Origin of the sequence: Pseudomonas oryzihabitans, from assembly GCF_032027545.1 — a bacterium.
GTDB lineage: Bacteria > Pseudomonadota > Gammaproteobacteria > Pseudomonadales > Pseudomonadaceae > Chryseomonas > Chryseomonas oryzihabitans_F.
In genome coordinates, this window is the sequence record NZ_JAVSJB010000001.1 from 483,620 (window position 1) to 499,613 (window position 15,994).

Consider the following 15,994-nt stretch of genomic DNA (forward strand, 5'->3'; position numbering starts at 1 on the left):
AAAGGGAAGGGGATTCGGCCACGACCGACCGCTGTTTGGATCGTACGAAACGGCCGAGGTTCGCACGCTAAGTGTACTAAGCGACAGGGTTTACCGAGGCTTTACTTCGATTCTTGTCGTACCTCTGCGGAGCTTTCAGTTAAGGTGGGCTTGAAACAATAAGGTACAAGGAATCTCGGTGGAGCCCGCCGTCCTTGCCTGGGTCGCTCACGATACCCGGCTGATCTTCTGTTGTCTGGCCGCCATCCTGGCCATCGTGGCGCTGATCGGTGTCACCCGCCTGCCACCCTTCCTATCCATTCTCACTGGGCCTTGCCGTGCTGGCGGCCACGGTGCCGCTCGGCTGGGCCAGCGGCATGCCGCGCGAGCGGGTCGGCGGGGTGCTGCGCAAGAGCCTGGCGCCTAGCGCCGCGCTGCTGCTCACCATCGGCGCCGGTGGCGGTCTCAAGCAGACGTTGCTGGACGCCGGGGTCAGCTAGACCGTGGCCAAGGTGGCCGAGGTTGCCCATCTGCCCTCCTGCTCGCCTGGCTGATCGCCGTGGCGCTGCGCCAGGCCACGGGTTCGGCGACGGTAGCGACCACTACCACGGCGGGCATCCTGGCACCGGTGTTGGCTGGGCTCGCCGGCCCCCAGGCCTCGCTGATCGCCCTGGCCATCGGCGCCGGCTCGGTGTTCTTCTGCCACGTCAACGACGCCGGCTTCTGGATGGTGCGCGAGTACTTCGGCCTGGAGCTCAAGCAGACCCTGTGGGTCTGGTCGGTGCTGCAGACGCTGGTGTCCGTCACCGGTCTTGCGGGTACGCTATTGTTGTCGCTCTGGCTCTAGCTGAGAGGCGCCCATGAATACCGCTCCCCCCGCCACTATCCGTCCCCGCCGCCGCGACCTGTTCCTGGGCTTCTTCGGCCTGGGCATCACGGCCTTCGGCGGGGTGTTGCCACTGGCGCGCCGCTACCTGGTGGAGAAGCGCCGCTGGCTGTCGGCGGCGGAATTCACCGAGCTGCTCGGCCTCTGCCAGTTCCTGCCCGGAGGCAACATCATCAACCTCTCGGTGGCGGTGGGCATGAGATTCGCCGGCTGGCGGGGAGCCCTGGCCGCCGCGGCCGGCCTGCTGATCGGCCCGACGCTGGTGGTGGTAGGGCTGGGCGTACTGTACGACCGCTTTCACGATCATCCGGTAGTGGGCCGCGCCTTCGCCGGTCTCGCCGCCGCGGCGGCCGGCCTGCTGGTGGCCATGGCGGTCAAGCTGCTGCAACCCCTGCGTGGGCGCTGGCTGGCCCTGGGCGTGGCCGTGCTGGCCTTCGTCGCCCTGGCGCTGCTCAAGCTGCCGCTGCTCTGGACCATGCTGGCGCTCACGCCCTTCAGCGTGCTGCTCAGCTATCGGCAGGGCCTATGAGCGCGACCCTGCTGGCGCTGGCGCTGATCTTCACCCAGCTGTCGCTGCTGGCCTTCGGCGGTGGCAATTCGGTGCTCCCGGAGATGCAGCGCCAGGTGGTGACGGTGCACGGCTGGATGAGCGCCGCCGACTTCGCCGCGCTGTTCGCCCTGGCCCAGGCGGCGCCCGGTCCCAACCTGATGATCGTGCCGCTGATCGGCTGGCACGTGGCCGGTTGGCCCGGTCTGCTGGTCACCTCGCTGGCCAAGTTCGTACCGTCCTCGCTGCTGACCCTCGGCGTGCTGCATCTCTGGCAACGCTTCGCCGACCGGCCCTGGCGGCGCCATCTGCAGGCCGGCCTGGTGCCGGTCACCGTGGGCTTGGTGGCCGCCAGCGCCTGGCTGGTGGGCAGCAGCGTAGCCACGGCGCCGCTGTGGGTGCTGGTGCTGATCGCCGCGGCGCTGGGCTCGCTGTTCACTCGCTGGCATCCACTGTGGTTGCTGGCGGGAGGGGCCCTGGTCGGGGTGCTGTTCGGACCCTAGGCTTTGTCTGAAAAGTGCCTGCGCTCGGCCATGCTGCGTTAAAAATCCGCTGGGTCGCCAGTCCGATCGGAATGCTCATTTACCACTCGTAAACTCGAGCGCGAGTCCGATCCGCTTCCTCACGGATTTTTGCCTTGCCTGACCTTCGCTCGGCGACTTTTCAGACAAGCCCTAGTCCTGCTCGACCGAGGGCGGTGCCAGCGCGACCACCAGCGCATCGCGAAAGGCTTCCACCGCCGGCGGCAATTCGCGACCGGCCATGCTCTGCAATTCGATGCGGCGCGCTGCCATGCCTTCGTCCAGCAGCGGCAGGGCCACCAGTTGGCCCTGGTGCAGACGACTGCGCAGGCTGAGTTCGCTGGACAGGGTGACGCCGCCGCCCAGCGCCGCGAAGCGATAGAGCGCCTGCATGTTGTTGCTGGTCAGCACCGGCTCGAAGGACAGGCCCTGGACGCCGCAGCAGATGTCGAACAGCTGGCGCACCGTGGTATCCGGCATGGAGACCGCCAGGGGATGGCCTTGGAGATCGGCCAGCCGCAGCCCGCGACGGCTGGCCAGGGGATGGGCGGGGTGCATCACCGCTTCGATGGCGCCACTCAAAATGGCTTCGACACGAATGTCCGGCTCGGGCCTGAGGCTGAAGGTCAGGCCCAGGTCGGCCTCGCCCTCCTGGACGCGGCGGGTCGCCACGGCGGGGGAGCAGACCTCCAGGGAAAAGTGGATGCCGGCATAGCCCTGGCGAAAGGCGGCGATGACCTCGGGCAGGAAGTCCAGGGAAAAGCCTTCGGTGGTCGCCAGGCGCACCTGGCCACGATGCAGGTCGGCCAGGCCGCGCAGCTCGGCGGCCACCTGCTCGCTGGCCAGTTGTGCCTTGCGCGCGTGCACGGCCAGGCGTTCGCCGGCGGCGCTGGGCACCACGCCGCGGGCCCGGCGTTCCAGCAGCGGCGTCTCCAGTTCGCGCTCCAGCTTGGCGATCTGCCGACTCACGGCGCTGGCCGCGACGTTGAGCCGCTGGGAGGCTTCGCTGATGGAGCCGCAGCGCACCACTTCGAGGAAATAGCGCAGGGCGGTGGACTGGATTCCGTGCAAATGCATGGCGTCTCCTTTGCCGAAAAGGCATGGCTTGCATCTAAATATTCTGCTTGTGGCATGGGATGGCAAGACCTAGAGTCGGGTCAAGAGACCAATAACAGGTAGCAATAGTCATCCTTTTCCCGCGCTTCGCGGACCTGCCTTTGACCGACCACCGCCCCGGAGACAGACGGCATGGGACTCAAAGGTTTCGCTTGTGGCATCGCGTTTTCCCTCTTCCTGGCCCAGGGCCAGGCCTTCGCCGGCAAGGCCAACGACACCCTGGTCTACGCCTCCGACACCGAACCCGAGAACGTCAGCCCCTATCACAACGATGCCCGTGAAGGCGTCATCCTCGCCCACCTGGCCTGGGACACCCTGATCTACCGCGACCCCCAGACCGGCGAGTACCGGCCGATGCTGGCCACCCACTGGCAGCAGGTCGATCCCCTGACCCTTGACTTCGACCTGCGCAAGGGCGTGACCTTCCACAACGGCGATCCCTTCACCGCCGACGACGTAGTCTTCACCTTCAACTACGTCGCCTCGCCCGAGGGCAAGGTGGTCACCCAGCAGAACGTCAACTGGATCAAGAGCGCCGAGAAACTGGATGACTACAGGGTGCGCCTGCACCTCAAGCAGCCCTTTCCCGCGGCCCTGGAATACCTCGCCAATCCCTTGCCCATCTATCCCGCCAAGTACTTCCAGCAGGTGGGCCTGGCGGGCTTCGCACAGAAGCCGGTGGGTACCGGTCCCTATCGCATCGTCTCGGTCACCAGCGGGCAGGGGGTCAAGCTGGAGCGCAATCCCAACTACTTCAAGGACAGCCCCCAGGGACAGCCGCGCATCGGCCACATCGAATTCCGCGTCATCCCCGATGCCGAGACGCGCCTGGCCGAACTCATGACCGGTGGCGTCGATTGGGTCTGGCGCGTGGCGCCGGACCAGGCCGAACAGCTCAAGGCGGCCCCCAACCTGACCGTGGAGAGCGGCGCCAGCATGCGCATCGGCTTCCTCAGCATGGACGCCCAGGGCGCTTCCTCGCCGGACTCGCCCTTCGCCAAGGCGCAGGTGCGCCAGGCGGTCAACTACGCCATCAATCGCCAGGCCATCGCCAGCCAGCTCATGGGTGGCGGCAGCCAGCCATTGCAGGTGGCCTGCTATCCCGGCCAATTCGGTTGCGATGCCAAGGCGGTGCCGGGCTATGCCTACGACCCGACCAAGGCCAAGGCGCTGCTCAAGGCCGCCGGCTATCCCGACGGCTTCAGCACCGAGATCTTCGCCTACCGCGATCGGGACGTGGTCGAGGCCATCATCGGCGACCTGCGTGCAGTGGGCATCGACGCCAAGCTGCGCTACCTGAAGTATGCCGCCCTGCGTGACCAGCAGCGCGCCGGCAAGGTGCCCATGGCCTTCCTCGCCTGGGGTTCCTTCTCCATCGCCGATGCCTCGGCGGCCACCGGTGTCTACTTCAAGGGCAATGCCGACGACGTGGCGAAGGACCCCCAGGTGATCGACTGGCTCAAGGTGGCTGATACCGCCATGGACCCGGAGGTGCGCAAGGAGAACTACCGCAAGGCGCTGCAGCGGATCGCCGAGCAGGCCTACTGGGCGCCGGTGTTCAACTACTCCATTAACTACGCCTTCACCTCGGACCTGGCCTTTCAGCCCTATCCGGACGAGCTGCCCCGCTTCGCCCTGGCGCACTGGAACTGACCCGTCCCGGCGCCCCTCGCGAGGGGCGTCTTAAGTCGAGGAGCCGAACATGTCCGCCTATCTCCTGCGCCGCCTGGGTATCGCCCTGGCCGTGGCCTTCACCGTTTCCCTGATCAGCTTCTTCCTGCTGCACCTGTCCGGCGACCTGGCCACCGCCATCGCCGGACCGGAAGCCACCGCCGAACAGATCGAGGTGGTGCGCCATCAACATGGACTCGACAAGCCCCTGGCGACGCAATACGTCGAGTGGGTCGGGCAGTTGCTGCGCCTGGACCTCGGGCAGTCGTTCTTCTTCCAGGAATCGGTACGCGACCTCATCGCCACCCGGCTGCCCATCACCCTGACCCTGGGCGCCATCGCCCTGGCGGTGGCCCTGCTCATCGCCATCCCGCTGGGGGTGCTGGCCGCGGTCAAGCGCGACACCTGGATCGACCGGCTGGCGCTGACCCTGGCGACCTTCGGCCAGGCCATGCCCAGCTTCTGGTTCGCCCTGGTGCTGATCGTCATCTTCTCGGTGACCCTGAAGTGGCTACCGGTATCCGGCAACACCACCTGGCAGCACTTCATCCTGCCCGCGGTCGCCTTGGGCTACTACGCCACCCCTTCGCTGATGCGCCTGACCCGCGCCGGCATGCTCGACGTGCTCGGCGCCGACTACATCCGCACCGCCCGGGCCAAGGGCCTGAGCCCAGCGCGGGTGCTGTTCAAGCATGCCCTGCGCAATGCGCTGATCCCGGTGGTGGCCCTGGCCGCGGTGGAGTTCGGCTTCATGCTGGGTGGCTCGGTGGTGATCGAGGCGGTGTTCTCCCTGCAGGGCATCGGCCAGCTGGCCTGGGATGCCATCGCCCGCAACGACTTCCCGGTGGTCCAGGCCATCGTCCTCTTGATCGCGTTGATCTACATCGTGCTGACGCTGCTGGCCGATCTGCTCAACGCCTTGCTCGATCCGCGCATTCGCGTGCGCTAGGAGGCTCCATGACCGTTGCCAATCCCTTCGTGCTCGACGACTACCTGCCGCCGCGCCCGACCTTCGCACGCCAGCTGCGCCGCTGGTTCGGCCACCGCGGCTTCGCCCTGGGCACCGTGCTGCTCGCGCTCATCGTACTGGCCGCCCTGGCCGCGCCGCTGCTGGCTCCCCACGATCCCTACGCCCAGGACGTGATGCAGCGGATGAAGCCGCCGGTATGGATGGACAAGGGTACCTGGACCCATCCACTGGGTACCGACAAGCTCGGCCGCGACTACCTGTCCCGCTTGCTCTATGGCGCCCGTATCTCGCTGTTCATCGGCCTGGCCGCGGCGCTCATCTCCGGCGCCATCGGCACCCTGCTCGGGGTACTGGCCGGTTACTACGGCGGCAAGGTCGACGCCCTGGTGAGCTACCTGGTGACCACCCGCCTGGCGCTGCCGGTGGTGATGGTGGCCCTGGCCGCCGCCTCGCTGGTGGGCGGTTCGCTACAGGTGGTGGTGATCCTGCTCGGTTGCCTGCTGTGGGATCGTTTCGCCGTGGTGGTGCGCGCCGCGGTGCAGCAGATACGCGATGCCGAATACGTCGCCGCGGCCCAGGCCCTGGGCTGCTCCACCTGGCGAGTCGTCGTCGGCGAGATCCTGCCCAATGTGCTGGGCGCGCTGATCGTGGTGATCACCCTGGAGATGGCCCACGCCATCCTGCTGGAAGCGACCCTGTCCTTCCTCGGCGTAGGGGTGCAGCCGCCGCTGCCGTCCTGGGGGCTGATGATCGCCGAAGGCAAGCCCTACATGTTCTTTTCGCCCTGGGTGATCGCCATTCCCGGCGTTGCCCTGATGCTGCTGGTGCTGGCCATCAACCTGGTCGGCGACGGCATCCGCGACCTGGCCGCGCCCGACGGCCGCAACTGACTGGAGGTCTGACCATGGCACTGCTCGAAGTACGCGACCTGCGCATCGACATCCCCCTGGGCGACGATACCCTGCACGCCGTCCGCGGCCTGGACCTGCAGGTGGAGCGGGGCGAGATGCTCTGCCTGGTGGGCGAATCCGGTTGCGGCAAGTCGCTCACCTCCTTGGCGCTGATGGACCTGCTGCCGCGCCAGGCAATACGCCAGGCGGCGCGGCTGACCCTGGGCGAACACGACCTGCTGGCCGTGGGCGAGAAGGGCATGCGCGACCTGCGCGGCAATCGCCTGGCGATGATCTTCCAGGAGCCCATGACCGCCCTCAATCCCGCCTACAGCATTGGCGACCAGCTCGCCGAGGTACTGCGCCGCCACCGCAAGCTGGATCGCAAGAGCGCCTGGACGCGGGCCGAGGCCATGCTGGAAAAGGTCGGCATCAGCAACGCCGGCGAGCGCCTGCGGCAGTATCCCCACCAACTCAGCGGCGGCCTGCGCCAGCGCGTGGTCATCGCCATGGCGCTGCTCTGCGAGCCGGACCTCATCATCGCCGACGAACCCACCACCGCGCTGGACGTCACCATCCAGGCGCAGATCCTGCATTTGCTGCGCGACCTGCAACGTGAATTCGGCACGGCCATCGTCTTCATCACCCACGACCTGGGGCTGGTGGCGCGTATCGCCGACCGGGTAGCGGTGATGTACGCCGGCCAGATCGTCGAGCAGGCACCCGCCGCCGAACTCTTCGCCGAACCGCGGCATCCCTACACCCGCGGTCTGTTGGCGTGCATTCCGGTACCCGGTCGGACCCGGCCCGGTGAGCCCCTGGGGGCCATCCCCGGCCTGGTGCCCAGCCTGGTGGGCGAGCAGCACGGCTGCGCCTTCCGCAATCGCTGCCCCCAGGCGGTGGCCGCCTGCGCCGACCGCGTGCCGCTGGTGGAGGAGGAGACGCACCTGGTGCGCTGCCACTTCGCCGTGCGTAGCGAACCCCTGCGGCTGGTCGGAGGTGTGCGATGAGCCGCGAGATCGCCCTGGAGCTGTGCGACATCCGCCGGGAATTCACCCTGGGGCGCGGCCTGTTCCGGCCGCCGGCCACCTTGAAGGCGGTGGACGGCATCTCCCTGCGACTCTATCGCGGCGAGACTCTTGGCTTGGTGGGGGAATCGGGCTGCGGCAAGAGCACCCTGGCCAAGCTGCTGCTGGGTCTGCTGGCGCCCACCAGTGGTGACATCCTGGTGGGCGGCGAGCACCTGCGCGGGGTGGATCGCAAGCGCATGGCCCGGCATATCCAGCCGATCTTCCAAGATCCCTATTCATCACTCAATCCACGCAAGACGGTGCGCCAGATCGTCGGCCTGCCCCTGCAGGTGCATGGCCTGGGCACGTCCGCCGAGCAGCACCGGCGGGTCGCCGAGATGCTCGACGTGGTGGGCTTGCCGCGCCGCGCCGCCGACAGCCATCCCGGCCAGCTCAGCGGCGGCCAGCGCCAGCGGGTGGCCATCGCCCGCGCCCTGGTGATGCGCCCGGACGTGCTGATCTGCGACGAACCCACCTCGGCGCTGGACGTCTCGGTGCAGGCGCAGATCCTCAACCTGCTGCTTGAACTCAAGCGCGAATTCGGCCTGACCTACCTGCTCATCAGCCACAACCTGGCGGTGGTGGAGCACCTGGCCGACCGGGTGGCGGTGATGTACCTGGGCAAGATCGTCGAGGAGCGCGAGCGAGCGGCGCTGTTCGCCCAGCCGGCGCATCCCTACACCCGGGCGTTGCTGGATGCGGTGCTCACCCCCGATCCCGCGTTGGGGCTACCGGCACTGGGCCTGGGCGGCAGCTTTCCCAACCCCATCAATCCGCCCAGCGGCTGCGCCTTCCATCCGCGCTGTCCGCGCTGCTTCGCGCCCTGCGCCGAGCGCTATCCCGAACGCGAAGCCATCCCCGGCGGCAGCAAGCGCTGCCACCTGCCGGAACCCGCCTGATCCGGCATCGGGCGGTGGCGCCCGATGCTCCTCGAATCCCACCGGAGTCTGCCATGACCAGCCGTACCCATGCCCTCGACCTCGCCGCCGCCCACTTCGACAGCGGCGCCTTCCGCGCGCGGCTCGCCGCCGCCGTCGCCCAGCCCACCGAAAGCCAGGAGCCGGAGCGCCACGCCGAACTGGGGCGCTACCTGGACGACTTCATCGCGCCCTATGTCGCCAGCCTCGGTTTCACCAGCCAGCGGCTGGACAATCCGGTGCCTGGCAAGGGGCCGCTGCTGATCGCCGAGCGCATCGAAGACCCAGGGCTGCCGACCCTGCTCAGCTACGGCCATGGCGACGTGGTGCGCGGTGACGGCGGACGCTGGCGCGCGGGCCTGGCACCCTGGACCCTGGTGGAGGAGGGCGAGCGCTGGTACGGCCGCGGCACCGCCGACAACAAGGGCCAGCACCTGATCAACCTGGCCGCGCTGGAACAGGTCATCGCCGCCCGCGGTGGCCGCCTGGGCTACAACGTCAAGCTGCTGCTGGAGATGGGCGAAGAGATCGGCTCGGTCGGGCTGCGCACCTTCTGTCAGGAACAGCGCCAGGCCCTGGCTGCCGACCTGTTCATCGCCTCCGATGGCCCCCGCGTGTCGGCGCAGCGCCCGACGCTGTTCCTCGGCGCCCGCGGCACCTTCAACTTCGATTTGCACCTGGACCTGCGCGAGGGGGGCCATCACTCCGGCAACTGGGGCGGCCTGCTGGCCAACCCCGGTATCATCCTCGCCCATGCCCTGGCCAGCCTGGTGGATGCCCGCGGCCAGATCCGCGTGCCGGGCTTGAAGCCCGCCGAATTGCCCATGCCGGTGCGGCGGGCCCTGGCCGACATCGAGGTCGGTGGCGCGCCGGGCGATCCGGCCATCGATCCGGGCTGGGGCGAGCCGGGTCTCACCCCGGCCGAGCGCGTCTATGGCTGGAACACCTTCGAGCTGCTGGCCTTCACCACCGGCAACCCCGAGGCCCCGGTCAACGCCATCCCACCCAGCGCCCGCGCCCACTGCCAGATCCGCTTCGTCGCCGGTTGCGATTGCAGCACCTTCATCCCGCTGATCGAGGCGCACCTGGCCGAACAGGGCTTCGCCGCGGTGCGCGTCACCCGCGCCAAGGACGAAATCCTGCACGCCTCGCGGCTGGACCCGGAGAATCCCTGGGTGGACTGGGCCATGACCTCCCTGACCCGCACCCTGGGCGAGAAGCCGGCCTTGTTGCCCAACTTCGGCGGCGGCTTGCCCAACGACATCTTTGCCGACATCCTCGACCTACCCACCCTGTGGGTACCCCATTCCTATCCCGCCTGCTCCCAGCACGCGCCCAACGAGCACCTCCTGGCCCCGGTGGCCCGGCAGGGGCTGCAACTGATGGCCGGCCTGTTCTGGGACCTGGGCGATCGCTGGAGCCATAGCTGATGACCCTCGCCAAGACCGCCGCCCTGCAGTGGCTCGCCACCCAGCGCGAATCCATGATCCTACTCCTGCAACGGTTGGTGGATACCGACTCCAATAGCTACGACAAGGCTGGCGTGGACGCCGTTGGCGCGGTGCTGGCGGCGTCCCTGGCCGAGGACGGCATCGCAGTCGTCCGGACGCCGGTGGCCGACTTCGGCGATGTCCTCGCCGCGCGGGTGGGCCCCGCGGAGGGCGCCGCCGTACTGCTGCTCGGCCACCGCGATACCGTCTTTCCGCCGGGCACCGTGGCCGGTCGCGGCTTTACCCGCGACGAGAAAATGGCCTTCGGCCCTGGCGTCGCCGACATGAAGGGTGGCCTGGTGGCGAGCTGTTTCGCGCTACGCGCCCTGCAGCGTGCCGGTCAGTTGCCTTTCCCGGTACGGGTGCTCTACACCGGCGACGAGGAAATCGGTTCCGGCACCGCGCGCCCGCACTTGGAAGCAGCGGCACGCCAGGCACGGGCGGTGCTCAATTGCGAACCGGGTCGGATCAGCGGCAACGTGGTCAAGGCGCGCAAGGGCGGCGCCAGTCTGACCATCACCGTCAGCGGTCGCGCCGCCCACGCCGGGGTCAACCACGCCGAAGGTGCCAGCGCCATCCAGGCCCTGGCGCTCAAGATCGTCAAGCTGCACGCCCTGACCGACTACGAGCGGGGCATCACCTCCAACGTCGGCCTCATCGAAGGCGGCACCTCCAGCAACACCGTCGCCCCCAGCGCCACCGCGCGACTGGACGTACGCTTCGTCGCCCTGGCCGACTGGCCCGAGTTGCAGGCGCGCATCGCGGCCATCGTCGCCGAGCAAGAGCTACCGGGGACCCACGCCAGCGTCGTGCCCACCAGCCTGTTCCTGCCCATGGAAGAGCACCTGAGTACCGAGCTGCTGGCGCTCTACCAGCGCGAGGCGCAGGCGCTGGGTTTCACCGTGGACGGCGAATTCACCGGCGGCTGCGCCGATTCCGGTTTCACCGCGAGCCTTGGCGTACCCACCCTCTGTGGCCTGGGCCCGGTGGGTGGCAAGGTGCATACCGATGCCGAGTTCCTCGTGCTCGACACCCTGGTCCCGCGCACCCAGGCGCTAGTGGCGACCATCCTGGCGCTGGCCGTAAAGGCCTGATCCTCTTGTCGGTTTCCGAAACAGGAGCGACTCCTAGCCGGCGAGGACCACGATTGGCGGCTTTAGATTTTCGAAGTTGCTGCGACTATTGGTGGCAATTCACGCGACGGCCCTAGGGTCTGGTTGTAATAGCTGCGACTGCCTGCGGAATTTTCCGTGAACAACTTAGGGATGGCCTTTGATAGGTGGGAACAGCTCGAAGGCCTGCTATCGGCCCTAAGCGGCCATACAATCCTAGTGACTACGGTGTCGGCATCCGCACAAGATATGTTTGTTGCTAGCGATGTGGGTAGTGATAGGTTGATCCGCTGAAGGTCAATTCACGGTGCGAAAAAAACCTTGGCTTTGATCAGCATTGCCTCCCCTGTAGGTGTGTGCGCCATGCTTAGAATGATGCCGCCATCCTGCTCACTAATACTATTAATTTTTACGTTACTCCCCTTGTCTCCGAATACGTCGGCGGGAATATGGATGTACGTTGCCCATATCATCCGAAAATCTTTTAAATCACGCCGCTGAAGCTGCACGGTCAGCCCCTTATTCGCGCTATGGATGTCGTACAGGTAAGCGACCTGCCCTACGCACAAGGCACGCCGGCCGGCAGAGCGGTCCAGATAGTAACGTCGCTCTGCAACCTGGAAAGGTGCGTCTAAGTTCCTTTCTGGGATCGATCCAGTGTTGGATTGGGAAGTCCAGCCCGTATTGGCCGGACAACCTTCGCTCGGCACAGCAGCGAAGGTACTGGAAGTCTCTAGGTGGCCGATAACAACTCCCTGCGTGCTTTCGGCTGTCCAGGTTTTTTCCCCCAGTGCTACAGGTGTCAAGCCTAAGGCATCTGTCAAAAGTTTGCGAGGCTGCCGGCCGGACAAAGGGAAGGGCGAGAATTCAGGACAGTGCTCCCCATTGGGCTGCTCGGTCCACTGTTGTGAAAATACCTGGCGCCCACCCAGCGCATTCAGCGTAGCCAACAACGATGTCTTATTTTCCCGGATGGTCAAGGTCGCAGCGGCGTCACCTTGCGCAGGGGTCGACATCAGCAGCACTTCCTTGCCCATGGAGAGTAATCTAAAGTCTCGTCCACCGCTCCTGATACTGGGAACACCCCACAACAACATATCTTCTAGGAGGATAAATGGATAAGGGCTGTATAGCTGCGTGCTTGCTATGTCCAGCTCCAGAGGCCCAGTAAACGCTGTCAGAGGAGATGGAACGGCGGCTACCTCGACACTACATACTGGGCTGCGCTTGAACGCGTAACCTCGAAGCCTCTCTTGCTCGAATTTGCTGCTACTATTATGTTGGAGCGTTGACAACGTACCTGTCGAGATAATTACCGCCGCACTTAGCAATAACCCAGTCGGCTTAAACCAACGGATTCTATGCAACGTCAGTGAACTTTTGTTCGAGCTGCCAGGCACGCCACCGCTTGCAGCTAGCAATAGCGTCATCGACAGTAGCCACAATACCGCTCCCCATCCGTACCCATACACTTGAGCCGTAGTGCCGCCTTCGTTCACCCAGTACCGCGTGAGCCGCCATGTGTCAAGCGCGCACCCCAGCGCCAATAACGCTAGTAAACTTGCCGAGCGCTGGCGCAGCACCCTAACAACTGCCCAGAGAAACCATAGGTTTGCAAGCCAGGCCAAGTTTCCGGTGAGTAAGGCCATCCAGCCGATAGCCAATAAGTCTTTGCCGCTGAACAGTTTTTCAGGGCTGGAGCCAAGGGCCGGAAGAAACAATGAGGCGGTCCAGCAGAGCACCGCCAGCCAGCATAGTAGGTAGGTGAAGCTGTTGGAGGAAAATCGGTTTTCAAGTAAGGAGCCGAACTTCATGAAGTCGTCCGCAGTAAGGAGGTCGTTTTCTAGCCGAGGGCATAACCCAGACCGCTCGTTCATGCCGATATTACTTGATAACACCCATTCACCAACGGCTGCAGTGGGTCGATTTCTGTCATTGGCTGATTCCGATTTAGTTATTTCCAAATTTCGCAATAATTTCGGAAACCGACACCGCTCCTGAACGGGCGCCGCTCGGCATCCGTCCCTCCCTAGGCGCCACCCGCCGAAATCAGATGGGCAACAACCCATCTGTCTTGATCTCGTTCAGCACGAAAAAGGTGCGTACCTGGCGCACCCCGGGCAGGGCGATCAGCCGCTCGCTGTGCAGGCGATTGAAGGCCGCGATGTCCTTGACCCTGAGCTTGATGAAATAGTCGACGTCACCGGCCACCAGGTAGCACTCGAGCACCGGGGGCAGGGCCCGGGCCGCCGCCTCGAAGGCCTGGAAGGATTCCGGGGTCGACCGGTCCAGCACCACCCCTACCAATACCGCGGTCTCCCGCTGCACGGCCTTGGGGTCCACCTGGGCCCTGACGCCGGTGATGACGCCGCTGTCGAACAGCTTGCGGGTGTGGTTCCAGCAGGCGCTCGGACTCAGGGAAACCTGGCGCGCCAGCTCGGCATTGCTCAGGCGCCCATCCTGCTGCAGCGCCCTCAGGATCTTGCGTTCGACCGAGGTGAGTTCCGTGGTTTCGCTCATCGAAAGATTCTCCTTCTAAGGCGGATAATTCCCGAATGTTCGTGTGACCTAGCCATTTCCAAGAAAAGAAAAGCAGATTTCGTACCGACTATTCGAAAGCACCTTCTCCGCGACTTTGCCTAGCATGGACGGCGTTCCTTCATCACTGGAGTCGCCGCCATGTCCCTGGATCTCGAAAAGCGCTTTCCCCGCGTCAAGCTCGGTTATTTCCCGTCCCCCCTGCACAAGCTCGAGCGTATGTCGAAGGATCTCGGCATCGAACTCTGGGCCAAGCGCGACGATGTCTCGTCCGGTCTCGCCTATGGCGGCAACAAGGTGCGCAAGCTCGAATGGCTGGCCGCCGATGCCCTGGCGCAGGGCTGCGACACCCTGGTCTCCATCGGCAACATCCAGTCCAACCACACGCGGCAGGTCGCCGCCGTCGCCGCCGTGCTCGGCCTCAAATGCCGGCTGGTCCAGGAGGAGTGGACCAAGTGGGAAGACCCGGTCTACGACAAGGTTGGCAACATCCTGCTGTCCCGCCTGATGGGGGCCCAGACGCTGCTCGAAGGCGAGGGCTATTCCACCGCGGTGAAGGCTACCTGGGAGCGGGCCCTGGACGAGGTGCGCCGTGAGGGCGGCAAGCCCTACGCCATTCCCGCCGGGGCTTCGGACCATCCGCTGGGTGGCCTGGGCTATGCCCATTTCGCCGATGAGCTGGCGGCCCAGGAACGCGACCAGGGCATCTTCTTCGACACCGTGGTCACCGCCACCTGCACCGGCTCCACCCAGGGCGGCATGGTCGTCGGCTTCCGTGCCCAGGACCGTGAACGCCGGCTGATCGGCATGGACACCGCCGCCGATGCCGAGATGACCCGCGCCGCCGTCACCAAGATCGCCCGTAACACCGCCGAGCTGATCGGCCTGGAGCGGGACATCCGCGACGAGGACGTCATCATCGAGCCGCGCTTCTGCGGCCCCGACTACGGCTTGCCGGACGGCCCCACCGTCGAAGCCATCCGCTACACCGCACAGATGGAAGGCATGCTCACCGATCCGGTCTACGAGGGGAAATCCATGGCCGGTCTGATCGCCATGGCCCGCAACGGCGAGATCGCCAAGGGCAGCCGCGTGCTCTACGTCCACCTCGGTGGCGCCCCGGCCCTCAACGCCTACCACAACGCCTTCGCCTGAGCCCAGGTCACGTCCGGTCACGAGGAGGTTCAGCATGGCGCTCCACGAATGGGCACGTCCAGCCGATCCCCGACCGGCCGTGGCGGTGGTCATCCTGCACGGCGGCCTGGACGCCGCCGTCGCGGCTGACTTGCGCGCCGGCCTGCCCAGCTGCAGCGAACTCCCGGTGCTACCGCTGGAGGACGCCGCCGCCCTGCACGAAGACTGGGCAGCGCGTGGCCCGCACAGCCGGGCCGCGAGCGTGCTGAGCCGGCTGGGCAGTGACTGCCTGCTGCTGGTGGTCGAACCGGAAGGCACCCAGGCGCTGGAATGGCTCGGCTCGGTCGCCGGTCAGCGGCTGCTGCATTTCACCGCTGGCGCGGGCACGCCTTCGCGCGAGCTGATCGCCCGCCTGCAGCAACTGAGGCGCGAGCGGCTGCTGGCCGTGCTGCCGCTCTAGCCACCATGGGTGTCGCGCTGGAGTGCATCGGATCACCTTTGGCTGTGGCCAATCGCGGCCACGGTGGTCCATCGCTGTGGCCGCTGCTACGGATGGAGGTAGGGGCTGCTGCCGAGCCTGTCGGGACCGATGGAGATGAACACCTGCTCGGATAGCCCCCTCTCCCCTTGGAAGAGGGGTGGGATGAGGGCGCCCCTTGCAACGACGTTCCTGGTGGAAAAGGCTGCGCCGTTTTCCACGCTACGGCTGACTGATCTCTTAGGAGTAACTGTCCTATCGCGGCCATGGGCCGCTCCTACAGCCTGCCTCCTACGTAACTGTAGGAACGGCCCATGGCCGCGATCTGGCTCCTAGAACCTGTTCAAAGTCTTGCGGGCTAGAGCCAATGAGCATTCCGAAGGTTTTTTAACGCCGTTTGGCCGACGCGCAGCAGCCTTTGAACAGGCTCTCAGGTCGGTTGACACTAAAAGCACCTATCCCGCGCCTGGCCCCACGACATCATTCCCGCCCTTGGCCAACCGTCGCGGCCGGCGCACCAGTTCGCCGCGGCAATTCGGGCAGCGTCCCTGCAAGGGACCCGCCACGCAGTCCGCGCAGAAGGTGCACTCGTAGGAGCAGATCATCGCCTGCGCGCTATCGGCCGGCAGGGGCGAGCTGCAGTGTTCGCAGGCGGTGCGCATTTCCAGCATGGTC

General features: G+C 66.0%; 15 protein-coding genes and 1 pseudogene. 12 read left to right on the forward strand and 4 right to left on the reverse strand.

The annotated features are described in order from the left end of the window. Positions 1–302: 302 nt before the first annotated feature. From RND78_RS02085 to RND78_RS02095, 3 genes and pseudogenes are all read left to right on the forward strand, one after another. Positions 303–826: pseudogene (locus tag RND78_RS02085) on the forward strand (gluconate transporter); the annotation flags it as partial. A 13-nt stretch (positions 827–839) separates the two neighbouring features. Beyond that, the gene (locus RND78_RS02090; protein WP_312725620.1) at positions 840–1,394 is read left to right on the forward strand and encodes a chromate transporter; all 555 of its coding nucleotides are present in this window, start codon (positions 840–842) and stop codon (positions 1,392–1,394) included. Beyond that, positions 1,391–1,915, forward strand: coding sequence for a chromate transporter (locus RND78_RS02095; protein WP_312725622.1), 525 nt, complete (start codon positions 1,391–1,393; stop codon positions 1,913–1,915). The genes RND78_RS02090 and RND78_RS02095 overlap by 4 nt, the downstream gene beginning before the upstream one ends. 171 nt (positions 1,916–2,086) lie before the next feature. Here RND78_RS02095 and RND78_RS02100 read toward each other — a convergent pair whose 3' ends face one another. Continuing rightward, positions 2,087–3,010, reverse strand: coding sequence for a LysR family transcriptional regulator (locus tag RND78_RS02100; protein ID WP_312725624.1), 924 nt, complete (start codon positions 3,008–3,010; stop codon positions 2,087–2,089). A gap of 171 nt (positions 3,011–3,181) precedes the next feature. Here RND78_RS02100 and RND78_RS02105 point away from each other — a divergent pair, with 171 nt between their 5' ends. Genes RND78_RS02105 through RND78_RS02135 form a run of 7 tightly spaced genes read left to right on the forward strand, consistent with a single transcriptional unit; the run spans position 3,182 to position 11,151 of the window. After that, entirely contained in the window at positions 3,182–4,702 is a 1,521-nt protein-coding gene (locus tag RND78_RS02105) for an ABC transporter substrate-binding protein (protein WP_312725626.1), read from the forward strand. Between the two features lie 49 nt (positions 4,703–4,751). Next, positions 4,752–5,669, forward strand: coding sequence for an ABC transporter permease (locus RND78_RS02110; RefSeq protein WP_059227813.1), 918 nt, complete (start codon positions 4,752–4,754; stop codon positions 5,667–5,669). A gap of 8 nt (positions 5,670–5,677) precedes the next feature. Next, a complete protein-coding gene (locus RND78_RS02115) occupies positions 5,678–6,580 on the forward strand; it encodes an ABC transporter permease (RefSeq protein ID WP_312725628.1) in 903 nt (300 codons plus the stop codon). Positions 6,581–6,594: 14 nt separating this feature from the next. Further along, positions 6,595–7,590 (forward strand): ABC transporter ATP-binding protein, encoded by a 996-nt coding sequence (locus RND78_RS02120; protein WP_312725629.1) that lies wholly within the window; start codon positions 6,595–6,597, stop codon positions 7,588–7,590. Beyond that, positions 7,587–8,549 (forward strand): oligopeptide/dipeptide ABC transporter ATP-binding protein, encoded by a 963-nt coding sequence (locus RND78_RS02125; RefSeq protein WP_312725631.1) that lies wholly within the window; start codon positions 7,587–7,589, stop codon positions 8,547–8,549. Before RND78_RS02120 ends, RND78_RS02125 begins: the two co-directional genes overlap by 4 nt. Positions 8,550–8,602: 53 nt before the next feature. After that, positions 8,603–9,997, forward strand: a complete 1,395-nt coding sequence (locus RND78_RS02130; protein ID WP_312725633.1) for a M20 family metallopeptidase — start codon at positions 8,603–8,605, stop codon at positions 9,995–9,997. After that, positions 9,997–11,151 (forward strand): M20 family metallopeptidase, encoded by a 1,155-nt coding sequence (locus RND78_RS02135; protein WP_312725636.1) that lies wholly within the window; start codon positions 9,997–9,999, stop codon positions 11,149–11,151. Before RND78_RS02130 ends, RND78_RS02135 begins: the two co-directional genes overlap by 1 nt. Before the next feature lie 320 nt (positions 11,152–11,471). On the opposite strand, the gene RND78_RS02140 is transcribed toward RND78_RS02135, so the two are convergent. Both RND78_RS02140 and RND78_RS02145 read right to left on the reverse strand, forming a co-directional pair. Further along, on the reverse strand, positions 11,472–12,983 hold the full coding sequence (locus RND78_RS02140) for a hypothetical protein (RefSeq protein WP_312725638.1): 1,512 nt from the start codon (positions 12,981–12,983) through the stop codon (positions 11,472–11,474). A gap of 235 nt (positions 12,984–13,218) precedes the next feature. Next, positions 13,219–13,689, reverse strand: a complete 471-nt coding sequence (locus tag RND78_RS02145) for an Lrp/AsnC family transcriptional regulator (protein WP_312725639.1) — start codon at positions 13,687–13,689, stop codon at positions 13,219–13,221. Positions 13,690–13,848: 159 nt separating this feature from the next. Here RND78_RS02145 and RND78_RS02150 point away from each other — a divergent pair, with 159 nt between their 5' ends. Both RND78_RS02150 and RND78_RS02155 read left to right on the forward strand, forming a co-directional pair. Then, on the forward strand, positions 13,849–14,862 hold the full coding sequence (locus RND78_RS02150) for a 1-aminocyclopropane-1-carboxylate deaminase (protein WP_312725642.1): 1,014 nt from the start codon (positions 13,849–13,851) through the stop codon (positions 14,860–14,862). Positions 14,863–14,896: 34 nt separating this feature from the next. Beyond that, positions 14,897–15,301 (forward strand): hypothetical protein, encoded by a 405-nt coding sequence (locus RND78_RS02155; protein WP_312725645.1) that lies wholly within the window; start codon positions 14,897–14,899, stop codon positions 15,299–15,301. 473 nt (positions 15,302–15,774) lie between these two features. On the opposite strand, the gene RND78_RS02160 is transcribed toward RND78_RS02155, so the two are convergent. Beyond that, positions 15,775–15,990 carry a DUF1272 domain-containing protein gene (locus RND78_RS02160; RefSeq protein ID WP_312725647.1) on the reverse strand — a complete coding sequence of 72 codons (216 nt, stop codon included), beginning with the start codon at positions 15,988–15,990 and terminating at the stop codon, positions 15,775–15,777. Positions 15,991–15,994: the final 4 nt, after the last annotated feature.

What these genes read in the sequence shown, in the direction of transcription:
- RND78_RS02120 (WP_312725629.1), top strand. Translation starts at nt 6,595, where the DNA reads ATGGCACTGCTCGAAGTACGCGACCTGCGCATCGACATCCCCCTGGGC.
- RND78_RS02135 (WP_312725636.1), top strand. Translation starts at nt 9,997, where the DNA reads ATGACCCTCGCCAAGACCGCCGCCCTGCAGTGGCTCGCCACCCAGCGC.
- RND78_RS02095 (WP_312725622.1), top strand. Translation starts at nt 1,391, where the DNA reads ATGAGCGCGACCCTGCTGGCGCTGGCGCTGATCTTCACCCAGCTGTCG.
- RND78_RS02160 (WP_312725647.1), bottom strand. Translation starts at nt 15,990, where the DNA reads ATGCTGGAAATGCGCACCGCCTGCGAACACTGCAGCTCGCCCCTGCCG.
- RND78_RS02100 (WP_312725624.1), bottom strand. Translation starts at nt 3,010, where the DNA reads ATGCATTTGCACGGAATCCAGTCCACCGCCCTGCGCTATTTCCTCGAA.
- RND78_RS02155 (WP_312725645.1), top strand. Translation starts at nt 14,897, where the DNA reads ATGGCGCTCCACGAATGGGCACGTCCAGCCGATCCCCGACCGGCCGTG.
- RND78_RS02145 (WP_312725639.1), bottom strand. Translation starts at nt 13,689, where the DNA reads ATGAGCGAAACCACGGAACTCACCTCGGTCGAACGCAAGATCCTGAGG.
- RND78_RS02150 (WP_312725642.1), top strand. Translation starts at nt 13,849, where the DNA reads ATGTCCCTGGATCTCGAAAAGCGCTTTCCCCGCGTCAAGCTCGGTTAT.
- RND78_RS02130 (WP_312725633.1), top strand. Translation starts at nt 8,603, where the DNA reads ATGACCAGCCGTACCCATGCCCTCGACCTCGCCGCCGCCCACTTCGAC.
- RND78_RS02125 (WP_312725631.1), top strand. Translation starts at nt 7,587, where the DNA reads ATGAGCCGCGAGATCGCCCTGGAGCTGTGCGACATCCGCCGGGAATTC.
- RND78_RS02115 (WP_312725628.1), top strand. Translation starts at nt 5,678, where the DNA reads ATGACCGTTGCCAATCCCTTCGTGCTCGACGACTACCTGCCGCCGCGC.
- RND78_RS02140 (WP_312725638.1), bottom strand. Translation starts at nt 12,983, where the DNA reads ATGAAGTTCGGCTCCTTACTTGAAAACCGATTTTCCTCCAACAGCTTC.
- RND78_RS02105 (WP_312725626.1), top strand. Translation starts at nt 3,182, where the DNA reads ATGGGACTCAAAGGTTTCGCTTGTGGCATCGCGTTTTCCCTCTTCCTG.
- RND78_RS02110 (WP_059227813.1), top strand. Translation starts at nt 4,752, where the DNA reads ATGTCCGCCTATCTCCTGCGCCGCCTGGGTATCGCCCTGGCCGTGGCC.
- RND78_RS02090 (WP_312725620.1), top strand. Translation starts at nt 840, where the DNA reads ATGAATACCGCTCCCCCCGCCACTATCCGTCCCCGCCGCCGCGACCTG.